We start from the raw sequence: 9,947 nt of genomic DNA on the forward strand, positions 1-9,947 counted from the left end.
CGTGGGCGCGCGCACTCCTCGCTTGTGCTTGAGCGGTGAGCCGCCAGGGGTAGCAGGCATCTGGGGGCAAAGCGCGCGTGGGCGCGCGCACTCCTCGCTTGTGCTTGAGCGGTGAGCCGCCAGGGGTGGCAGGCATCTGGGGGCAAAGCGCGCGTGGGCGCGCGCACTCCTCGCTTGTGCTTGAGCGGTGAGCCGCCAGGGGTAGCAGGCATCTGGGGGCAAAGCGCGCGTGGGCGCGCGCACTCCTCGCTTGTTCTGGGGGAGTCGGCGTCGCCAGCCGCGGCGGCACCTAGAAGATGGCGCTGACGCTCGGCTGGCGCACGCTCCCGGCAGTGAGGAAGGCCCGAAGCATCTGCAGAGCACCAGGTGGCATGCGCCTCACGCGCGGCCTCCGGCACGTCCCCTTCGGTTTGCGTTAAGGTTAAGGATTGCTTTACAGTAGCGCGACCGAGCGGTTGGCTGCGGGTGGCCCGGGGGGTAGGTGTGAACAGCCTGAGACAACTGGAGGGCCTGGACGAGATGCGGGTGCTGGCGGATGAGCGCCGCCTGGCGATACTGCAGCGCCTTATGGCCGCCCCGGCCACGCTGTCCCAGTTGGGACAGGCTTTGGGCCGACACCCTGCCTGGGTGCGGCACCATCTTAAGCAGCTCGAGGAGGTGGGCCTGGTGGAACCGGCCGGGACCAAGGAGCTGCCCGGTTTCATCGAGAAGTACTACCGAGCCAGCGCCCGCGCCTTCACCGTCAGCCGGGTGATAACGCCGAAGCTGGCGGACGAGGGAGCTTTGGTGGCGGCCGGCAGCCACGACCTGGCCCTGGAGCTGTTGGCCCGCCGCTACCGCGAATCCGGCACCGGGCCCGGCATGTGGATAGTGCCCCTGGGGAGCCTCGACGGCCTGATCGCCTTGCGCCAAGGGGTAGGTCAGATCGCCGGCTGTCACCTGCTCGACGCCGAGACGGGCGACTACAACCTGCCCTATGTCAAGCGGCTCTTCCCCGGGGAGGCGATGGCGCTGGTCACCCTGGCCTTCAGGGAGCAGGGCCTCATCGTGCCGGCCGGCAATCCACTCGGGCTCGCGGGCCTGCCGGACGTGGCGGCCCGAGGGGTGCGGCTGGTCAACCGCCCCCGAGGCTCGGGGACGCGGTTGTGGCTCGATCGCGCCCTGGAGGCGGAAGGGTTGGGGCCGGGGGATATCGTCGGCTACCAGGACGAGGTGAGCACGCACACCGAGGTAGCCCAGCGCGTGGCGGAGAGGCGGGCAGACGTCGGGTTGGGCATCCTGGCCGCCGCCCGGGCTGAGGGGCTCGAGTTCGTGCCCCTCTTCCATGAGAGGTTCGAGCTGGTGGCTCACCGGGATGCGTGGGAGCGCTGCGAGTTCGCTGCCGTCCTGGAGCTCATGGAGAGCCGCGGCTTCCGGACCGAGGCCGCCTCGCTGGGAGGTTACGACCTGAGCCAGTGCGGCCAGATGCGGCTCAGCGATTGAGGGAGACACCTTCGTGGCTTGGAGGGGACCATCGGAGACCTGATCAGGGGCCTGAGTCAGGCCCTCCGGTTGATAGCTGGGCTGGATCCGGCTGTGTTGGAGATCGTTGGCTTGTCTCTGAAGGTTTCCGGCGTGGCGTTGCTGTTCGCCACTCTGGTGGGCATTCCCATCGGGGCGCTGTTGGGTTTGACCCGGTTCGCGGGCAAGCGGCTGGTGGTGGCGCTGCTCTACACTGGCATGGGTTTCCCCCCGGTGGTGGTGGGGCTGTTCGTGTACCTGATCCTGTCGCGGAGTGGGCCCTTGGGCCAGCTCCAGTCACCTCTGATTCCGGCGCTGTTCACCCCCGGGGCCATGATCCTGGCCCAGAGCATCATCTCCTTTCCCCTGGTGGCCGGCTTCACCATGGCCGCCGTCATGGGGGTCGAGCCCCAGCTGCGCCAGCAGGTGCGCGCCTTGGGGGCCACTCGAGTGCAGACGGCGGTGACGGTCCTCGGGGAAGCGCGGGTAGGGGTGGTGGTCTCCATCATTGCCGGCTTCGGTAGCATCATCTCCGAAGTGGGGGCGGTGATGCTGGTAGGGGGGAACATCGAAGGGCGCACCCGGGTGTTGACCACGGCCATTGTTTTGGAGACGCGCAAGGGGGCGTTCGACTTGGCGCTGGCCCTGGGAGTCATCCTGCTGGGGCTGTCGTTCGCCGCCAACCTGGCCATGTTGCAGCTTCAGGGACGGGCGCTGCGGGAATGAGCGATCCCATCTACACCCTCGAGGGCGTCACCAAGGTATACGAGGGCAACCCCGTGCTCCGCGTGGAGCAACTGGAAGTGGAGCGGGGCGAGGTGCTGGCGCTAGTGGGGCCCAGCGGAGCGGGCAAGAGCACCCTTCTCCGCCTGCTCAACTTCCTGGAACCGCCCACGTTCGGTCGGCTCACCTTCATGGGGTCGAGCATTGCGCCTGGGCAGGAGGCGCCGCTGCAGCTGCGGCGTCGGGTCACCACCGTGTTCCAGCAGTCGGTGCTGCTCAACCGGAGCGTCCGGGACAACGTGGCCTTCGGGCTCAGGCTGCGAGGCCGCCGGGACTCCTCGGACCGGGTAGACGAGGCGCTGGAGATGGTGAGACTCAGTCACCTGCAGGGGCGCAGGGCCCGCACCCTATCCGGTGGGGAGGCGCAGCGGGTGGCCCTAGCTCGGGCCCTGGTGCTGGAGCCGGACGTGCTCCTCCTGGACGAGCCTACGGCCAACTTGGACCCGGCCAACGTCTGCCTGATTGAGGAGGCAGTGCGGTCCCGCAACCGTGAGAAAGGCACCACGGTGATCCTGGTCACCCACAACGTGTTCCAGGCGCGGCGGCTGGCGGATCGGGTGGGGCTCCTGCTATCGGGGAGGCTGGTAGAGGTGGCGGAGACGGAGGCCTTTTTCGGGGCGCCCCAGGACCCGAGGACGCAAGCCTTCGTGTCGGGGGAGATGGTCTACTAGCAGGGGCACAAGCACGGGCAGAGTGTGGACCAGGCCCGGACCGTGGGGAGATGTAGACAGTGGGGAAACGAATCCTGCTGGCTTCGGCGCTGCTGTTGATACTGACCGGCTGCACCGGGGCTACCGGCACCACCACAGGGGGAGCGGCGGAGGTGTCCCCGGGAGAAGGCGACGCCCTTCTGTTGGCCACCACCACCAGCACTGACGACTCGGGGCTTCTGGCTTACCTGCTGCCGTTCTTCGAGGAGGAGACCGGCATCCGGGTGGACGTGATCGCGGTGGGAACGGGCCAGGCGCTCAAGCTAGGCGAGGACGGTAATGCCGACGTGCTCCTGGTCCACGCCCGGGAGCTGGAGGACGCCTTCATGGAAGCCGGTCATGGCGCTCGCCGAGAGGACGTCATGTACAACGACTTCATCATTGTGGGGCCGGCCGAGGATCCGGCGGGCATCGGCGGCATGACTGAGGCAGCGGAAGCGCTGGCAAAGGTAGCCTCCTCCGGAGCGACCTTCGTGTCGCGAGGGGACGAGTCCGGGACCCACGCGCGGGAGAAGAGTCTCTGGCGGGCCGCTGCCATCGAGCCGGGAGGTGACTGGTACGTCTCGGCGGGGCAGGGCATGGGTGCCGTGCTGGGCATGGCGGACGAGCAGCGGGCCTACACTCTCAGCGACCGGGCCACCTACTTGGCCCGCAAGCTGGAGGGGCTGGACCTGGAGATCCTGGTGGAAGGCGATCCACTCCTGCTCAACCGCTACGGCGTGATCGCGGTGAACCCGTCCAAGGGGCCCCACATCCACGCCGACTGGGCGGAGGAGTTCGTGGAGTGGCTGATATCCGTCCCGGCGCAGGAGCGGATCGCTGAGTTCGGCGTGGCCGAGTTCGGGTCTGCCCTGTTCACTCCCGACTCCGAGCCCTGGAGGGCAGCCCACTAGCCGATCCTGTCTGGTGGCCGCGACGTCGCTTGCATGTCGGCTCTCTGAGGGCCGGGCCCGCTCTGGGGGCGAGGTCCCCAGGCGCGGCAGGGGCATGGAGGCAGGACGAGCGTGGGCTCGCGCACTTCTCGAAGGAGGGTGTACCCGAATGCCGTCGGGGCTGGCTCTGGTAGTCTGAGCGCAGCAGAAGACCCGATCGCCGGTGGCGGTCGGAATGCGTCCCTCGATCCTATCCTGAGCTGTTGCTAGAGAGGGTGACTTTGCTTTTCGAGCCTAAAGGTGTATACTTGGGGGGCAAAGGGGATGCCGCGGCGAACCCTTGCGATAGCCGTCGCCGGCCGGTAGAATATATCTGTCCGGGAGGGATGGCAGAGCGGACGATTGCGACGGTCTTGAAAACCGTTGTGGGCTTGCCCCACCGGGGGTTCGAATCCCTCTCCCTCCGCCTTAACATACTGGGGAGATGCCAGAGAGGACGATCGGGGCCGCCTGCTAAGCGGTTGAGGGGTGTTAAAGCTCCTCCCAGGGTTCGAATCCCTGTCTCCCCGCTGCACTGAATCGTGCGCCCGTACCTCAATTGGATAGAGGGACGGTCTACGAAACCGTTCGTTGCGCGTTCGAGTCGCGCCGGGCGCACCAGGAAGCCCTCCGGCGACTGCCGGAGGGCTTCTGCGTTGGCTGGTCTCAGAAGCCTGCTGCTGCCCGCGGACTCACAGCGCGCCGGAAAGCTCGGATCCGCCCCAAACCGGCTTCGGTGAGCCGACCCTCACTTGGCGCGCTTGGTTGCCCAGCGCCGAAGCCTGTGCGCTTGGCGACATATCGGGACCGCTTCCCAGCTGACTTGCTAGAGGCCCCCGGCAGTCGCATCAAAGGAGCGAGCGGGAAGAGAGTCGTTCCGGCCCCGCCACGCGCACCCGGATGGCAGCGCTCCCGGTCACGGGACACTTGTTCTCGCAGATGCCGCAGCCGATGCACCGCTCGCGCAGCACCCTGGGGCGCGAGAGCGTCACAGTGGAGCCGTCCGGTCGGGTCGCTTGTCCCTCCTCCAGCAAGATGGCCTTCTCCGGCACAGGGCACATCTCCTCACAGACGCTGCACTGGGAGTCTCCCGTCCACGGTAAGCAGAGGGATTCGTCAATGAAGGCGTGCCCGATCACCCACTGTCGTTTGGCCTCCAGAGACAGCTCGGGGATGGCGCCGGTGGGGCAGACCTGGCCGCACCGGTTGCAGGAGTAGTCGCAGTAGCCCAGCCGGGGCACGAGGACGGGCGAGAACAGCCCCTCCAGGGAGCCCTGCCCTACGGCGGGATGCAAGGCCGCGGTGGGGCAGGCGCGCATGCACTCTCCGCAGCGGATGCAGCGGTGCAGGAACTCCGCCTCCAGGGCCCCTGGGGGACGGATCAAGCGGTCTGAGCTCTCGCGCCGGCCGGCGTCGGCCCCGAAGAGGGATACGAGCGCTGTCCCCGCCAACAGGCCACCTACCAGGTCTCTTCGGCCGGGGTCGTAGTCGTGCCGGGGAGCGGCGGAGACGGTCACGGGAAACTCGATGGCGTTCGTGGGGCATGCCCGGGCGCAGTCCAGGCACATGATGCATTCGGCTGGATCGCTGGCGTAGCCCCGGGCAGCTGATATTGTCCCTGTGGGGCAGACGGCCTCGCAGCGGCCGCACTCGATGCACTCCTCGTTGACCGTCCGCTTCACCAGGGCCACCTTGCTTCCCGTTCCCAGGAGGGCACCCAGAGGGCAGGCGGACCGGCACCAGAACCGGGAGCCCAGTCCCTCCAGGGCCACCACGCCCATTCCGAGCAACCCTACCGCCAGTCCGAGTCGGTAGAGGGGCTGGAAGCCAGGCAGTATGCCATCGCGCAGCCACACCTCCAACTCGACCAGAGGCCCGCGCAGGATGCCCAGGCGGTAGAGGAAGCCTTGGGCGGCGCTGAAGGCCACGCTTAGGGCCGGCCACACGGCTACGGCCAGGGTGCGGGTGGCCAGGGAGAGTGGGTCGAGAAGGAGGAGCAGGGTGCTGCCCAGCAGCGCCATCACCACCAGGGTCACCAGGACGAAGTGCTTGAGGAAGCGCAGCGAGTCGGGCGCCCGTCGCGGCCCGGTACGTCGGGGCCGGATGGAAACGGCGTCCAAGGTGGAGCCCAGTGGGCACAGCCACCCGCACCAGACGCGGCCCAACGCCAGGGTCAGCCCGACGGTGACCAGGGCCAGGGCGGCACCAGCGACCACAGAGCGTTGGCTGATGGAAGCGGCCAGGGCGACCAATGGGTCCAGCATGAAGGGCACCCGCAGAGGCGTCCCGGGGAAGGCCCTCGCCGCCGACAGCACGAACAGCACCAGGAAGGCGCCGAATGCCGCTCCCTGCACCACCCCCCGTACCCAGCGTCTCCTCATCCATCCCCCCCAGACTGGCCACGGAGGCACGAAGACACAGAGATGGAACACGCCGTCAGAAAGAGTGCTGTGGCGGTGAGGCTGAGCCGGCCCCGCCCGACTGAGTGCTCCTGTGCCCTTTCGCCTTGTGTTCTCTGTGGCTCTGTGGCTATGCCTCTATCTCCGCGATCTCGACCGAATCCAGGTCCCGCGTACCCAGGCCCATCTCCGCCGCGTACTTGATGTAGGCCACCTTGTCGGTGTCGGCGAAGGGGAAGAACCGGGTGGTGTAGGCATCCACAGCCACCAGGTCCGGGCTGGCGATGACCGTGTTCATCTGCTGCACGTCTTCCAGTCGTCCGCCGGAGGGGCCGTGGGCCGTCAGGATGCGCACGGCATCCATGATGGTCAGCGCCGGATGGAACAGCGCCACCAGGTCGGCGATACGCTGATGCAGGTTGGTGTGGATTAGAGGGCGGTTCTCGATCAAGCCCATGAGGTTCTTTGCCCCTAGGGTGAGGGTAGCGATGCCGTGATGCTTGGCGATGGGCACGTTTATGAGCACGTCGGCCTCCAGAGCGTCGGTGTAGACCACCCAGCGCCGGATGTCGCGGCTCACGTCGGGGAAGTCCACCTCGGCGTACTTCACCTGTGCCATTAGCTCCATCTCGCCGCCAGCCCGCTCCACCGCCTCCTGGATACCGCTGACGACGTAGGCGTCCTTGGCCGATCCCCCGAAGGGGTAGTCCATTACCCGCACCCGACCTGCCCCCGCTTCCCGGACCATCCGGACGATGGTGGCGACCACTTCGGGGTTGGTGGTAGCGGCGTACTCGGGCCCGTGGTAAGCGACGCAGATGTTTGGCTTGACGATCACGTCATCACCCGGTTTGACGAAGCGGCCCATGCCGCCCAGGGCGGTCACAGCCGCCTCGGTGATGGCCGCGGGCGAGTCGCCTCTAGCGACGACCAGGTAGGGTGTGCCTTCGCGGGCCGGGGTCACCAACGTGGGCCCTCGCGGCTGCGCCGCGGTAGCCTCCGGGGAGGGGGTGGTCATGCGGCCCGGCACCATTCTGGGCGTCACCGACGGTGTGGCCGCCGGTTCTGGTTCGCCAGTGGCCAGGCGCACGTCCTGTCCGCCGCAGGCGGAAAGCGCCAGCGCGGCTATCCCCCAGTTCAGCACTGCCTTTCTGCGGGTCAACTTCTTCATTCTTCACTCACTCGCTGGCGAGGGCGAAGCCCCACCTCACTAGGCAAATCGTTCCTCTCTCCAGGGATCGGCATGGTTGTGATAGCCCCGGGTCTCCCAATAGCCAGGCTCGTCCACCAGCTCGAAGCGAATGCGGTTGAGGAACTTGCAGCTCTTCCACCCGTATAGGTAGGGTACCACGGCGCGCACCGGTCCTCCGTGGGGGAGGGGCAGCTCGTCCCCTTCGAGGGTATCCGCCAGCAGAATCTCCTCCCGGCGGGCCTCTTCATAGACCAAGTTGGTAGTGTAGCCGTCCCTCCCCTCCAGGATGACGGCCACCACGTCCTCACGCGGGCGCACCATCCGCATGATCTCCTGCAGCAAGACCCCCTCCCAGGACACGTTCTCCTTGGTCCAGCCGGTGACGCAGCTGAAGTGCCACGTGCGTTGCACCCGAGGGAGAGCCTGGAACTGCTCCCAAGTCAACGTCACTGGGTCCTCCACCGTCCCTCGGACGTCCAGGTACCACTCCTCCAGGGAGACCTGAGGCCGGTACCCCAGGTCGAGCACCGGAAAGCGACTGATGACCCTCTGGCCGGGCGGCACGACCGACCGGTCCGGCGTAGGTGTTGCTTCCAGAGTGGGCTGAGGGGCAGGGGTGGAAGTCGGCGCTTCGGTCGTGTCGACGGCCGGCGGGGTACGTGTGGCAGTAGGGGCGAGAGTGGGAGTGCGGACGGGCTCGGCGGAACCGCAGGCGGCGGCCAAGGAAGCCAGCAGAGCGGCCGATACGTAGGATCCGGTGCGGCGCAACATACGACGACGGCTAACCTTCATCACCTAACTCCTGAGGCCATCACGGTAGTGCGGCGGCCCTCGCAGTGTGCGATTATCGCACGCGGCCAGGGCGCATGTCCAAATCGCTCATCCACCGAGGACAAAATCGCTAGACGCCTGGTGCCGTGCCTGTTCTCAGTTGCCCAAGTGCCAGTGCCGACGGCAGCCCTGCCCTGGCACGACGGTGGTAGGGTAGCCAAAGGACGCGGGCTGCAAAGGATCCCAGTCTGCACAGGCGCGCTCCAGCCGGGCCTGGATCTGGAGCTGAGCCGCCCAAGTGCGCCTGGAACGCGGGCGGCAGCCGATTGCCCCACGGAGCCTGCTCAAGTAGACTGCTCGGGAGAAGCCCTTCTGTTAGGGGCAAGCGTAGAGTTAGCTTTCACCTTCGGCTGGGAGGTTATCGCCATGGGCATTGTCACTCGCCGTCGCTTCCTCGCCTTGTCTGCCTCAACAGTTGCCGGTGCCGTCCTTTCGGCCTGCGCCATGGCGGCCCCAGCTCCGACTGCGACCCGTGAGGCGACTGATACCATCGCTCCGTCGCCCGCGCCCACCAGCGCCCCATCTGATGTGCCCATCCCAGTGTCCACCGAGGCCCGGAGCCCGACAGCGACGGCGGTCCCCACGGGCACGGCGACTCCTGTCTCGACAGAGACCAGCATGGCCGCCGTGGCGACGACCACAGGCAGCGCCACGGCATCGGTCACCACAACAGCGACGGGGTCCGTCACTACAACCGTCACGGTCACCACAGCGCCTCGGCCAGGCGATCCTGTGATCATCCGCTATGCGGACTCGGGGTTCGAGCCTGACGATGTCGAGGTGACTCCGGGCACAACGGTCACCTTCTACAACGGATCCTCACGGCCCCTGCAGGTAGTCGCCGACCCCGAAAGGGACGAGCGACACCCGGGCTTCGGGCTAGCGTCACCTATAGTGAGCGGGCAGACTTACAGCTTCACTTTCAGCCAGCGGGGGAAGTTCAGATACATCAATCAGCTGCATCCATCGGACGATGGCGAGGTGGAGGTGGAGTAGCACGGCGTGCGAAGCACGACGCGCCCCGCCCAGGCATTGCCCCGACTTTAGGTTGCCCGATGGCTTAGCACGCCTTGCGAGCAGACCACGAGTGCGTTCCTGCTGCAGTTCTGCCGCTTCGAGGAGCGAACGTGCTCTCATGCTCCCTTGTCGCCATGGGCCTGTTGCGGCCACGGCGCTGGCTTCCTCGTTGGGGCCTGGATGCCATCGCCGTGTCCTCTGAGTCGGCGCGGGGGCTTGCCCTGAGGACCGGTGAATGGACGGCCTACGCGGGTTGGCCTCGGACGACCGATGGATGATCCGACTCGCCCCTGATCCTGAGCGGGCGCGGGTGGAGGTTACGGTCTCTGCGCCGAGGGCATGCCAACGCTTCGCGCGGCGCGCTGGAACCAGCATGTGTTGCTGCGGCCAGACGCCTGAGGTTTCCCCGTGGGGATTACTGCCTGGCGCTGCTCATAGCCTATGCCACTCGCACCGGCTGTAGGGGCAGGGTCGCGAGGCCATCTGTGCCAACTAATTGGGCGTTGGCACGGCAGTTGAAGTCCCATGCGGCATCAGCAGGACAGATGAGGTGATGCATGGGACAGGCCAGAGAGACGATGGCGCGGTCTAGCGAGCAAGAAGG

The 9,947-nt window shown here is 67.1% G+C and carries 9 protein-coding genes and 3 tRNA genes; 8 read left to right on the plus strand and 4 right to left on the minus strand.

Translation table 11 applies throughout. From position 1 onward, the window contains the following. Positions 1–483: 483 nt before the first annotated feature. The 7 genes from HPY83_19230 (at position 484) to HPY83_19260 (ending at position 4,525) form a co-directional block, all read left to right on the plus strand. A complete protein-coding gene (locus HPY83_19230) occupies positions 484–1,482 on the plus strand; it encodes a helix-turn-helix domain-containing protein (GenBank protein NPV10083.1) in 999 nt (332 codons plus the stop codon). A gap of 30 nt (positions 1,483–1,512) precedes the next feature. Beyond that, positions 1,513–2,226 (plus strand): ABC transporter permease, encoded by a 714-nt coding sequence (locus HPY83_19235; protein ID NPV10084.1) that lies wholly within the window; start codon positions 1,513–1,515, stop codon positions 2,224–2,226. Further along, the gene (locus tag HPY83_19240) at positions 2,223–2,954 is read left to right on the plus strand and encodes a phosphate ABC transporter ATP-binding protein (protein ID NPV10085.1); all 732 of its coding nucleotides are present in this window, start codon (positions 2,223–2,225) and stop codon (positions 2,952–2,954) included. The genes HPY83_19235 and HPY83_19240 overlap by 4 nt, the downstream gene beginning before the upstream one ends. A 98-nt stretch (positions 2,955–3,052) precedes the next feature. After that, positions 3,053–3,886, plus strand: coding sequence for a solute-binding protein (locus tag HPY83_19245; GenBank protein ID NPV10086.1), 834 nt, complete (start codon positions 3,053–3,055; stop codon positions 3,884–3,886). Between the two features lie 359 nt (positions 3,887–4,245). Continuing rightward, positions 4,246–4,331: transfer RNA gene (locus HPY83_19250), tRNA-Ser, on the plus strand. Positions 4,332–4,343: 12 nt separating this feature from the next. Continuing rightward, positions 4,344–4,434: transfer RNA gene (locus HPY83_19255), tRNA-Ser, on the plus strand. A 14-nt stretch (positions 4,435–4,448) separates the two neighbouring features. Then, positions 4,449–4,525, plus strand: a tRNA-Arg gene (locus tag HPY83_19260). A 227-nt stretch (positions 4,526–4,752) separates the two neighbouring features. Here the strand turns inward: HPY83_19260 and HPY83_19265 are convergent. The 4 genes from HPY83_19265 to HPY83_19280 form a co-directional block, all read right to left on the minus strand. Beyond that, on the minus strand, positions 4,753–6,285 hold the full coding sequence (locus tag HPY83_19265; GenBank protein NPV10087.1) for a 4Fe-4S binding protein: 1,533 nt from the start codon (positions 6,283–6,285) through the stop codon (positions 4,753–4,755). Positions 6,286–6,433: 148 nt separating this feature from the next. Then, the gene (locus tag HPY83_19270) at positions 6,434–7,474 is read right to left on the minus strand and encodes a DUF362 domain-containing protein (protein ID NPV10088.1); all 1,041 of its coding nucleotides are present in this window, start codon (positions 7,472–7,474) and stop codon (positions 6,434–6,436) included. Positions 7,475–7,513: 39 nt separating this feature from the next. Then, positions 7,514–8,287, minus strand: coding sequence for a molybdopterin-dependent oxidoreductase (locus HPY83_19275; protein NPV10089.1), 774 nt, complete (start codon positions 8,285–8,287; stop codon positions 7,514–7,516). A 323-nt stretch (positions 8,288–8,610) separates the two neighbouring features. Further along, the gene (locus HPY83_19280; protein NPV10090.1) at positions 8,611–9,033 is read right to left on the minus strand and encodes a hypothetical protein; all 423 of its coding nucleotides are present in this window, start codon (positions 9,031–9,033) and stop codon (positions 8,611–8,613) included. Positions 9,034–9,058: 25 nt separating this feature from the next. Here HPY83_19280 and HPY83_19285 point away from each other — a divergent pair, with 25 nt between their 5' ends. Next, positions 9,059–9,322 (plus strand): hypothetical protein, encoded by a 264-nt coding sequence (locus HPY83_19285; protein ID NPV10091.1) that lies wholly within the window; start codon positions 9,059–9,061, stop codon positions 9,320–9,322. The last annotated feature ends 625 nt before the right edge of the window (positions 9,323–9,947 follow it).

The organism is Anaerolineae bacterium, assembly GCA_013178015.1.
Classification (GTDB): Bacteria; Chloroflexota; Anaerolineae; order DRVO01; family DRVO01; genus Ch71.